Source organism: Acinetobacter sp. ANC_7635 (genome assembly GCF_056779945.1).
The window spans coordinates 1-252 of record NZ_JBWYIS010000053.1 but is presented as its reverse complement, the minus strand read 5'-3'; the positions used below and the strand labels follow the sequence as shown (position 1 = coordinate 252).

The window sequence follows — 252 nt, the reverse complement described above, 5'->3', positions numbered from 1 at the left end:
CAGTAAATGATGAAAACGAAGATGGTGTGGATGATGCAGTTGCAGCACTTGAAGAAGCGACAGAAGCAGTAGAGGCGGCTGAAGCAGCATATGCTGAGTCAGAGCAAGCGCTAGCAGATGCCGAAGCAGATGGTTTAATCACGCCAACAGAACTTGCTGAGCTGACTCAAGCACGTGATGATGCACTTGCTGCGAAAACAGAAGCACAAACAAAAGTGACAGCGTTACCTGAGGCAGTACAAGCAGAAAAAG

Annotated in this window: 1 protein-coding gene; it reads left to right on the top strand. The window is 48.0% G+C overall.

Features of this window, described 5'->3' with window-relative positions; translation table 11 throughout:
- A partial coding sequence (locus AC1M89_RS14850; protein WP_481609344.1) for a GA-like domain-containing protein occupies positions 1-252 on the top strand: 252 nt, incomplete at both ends.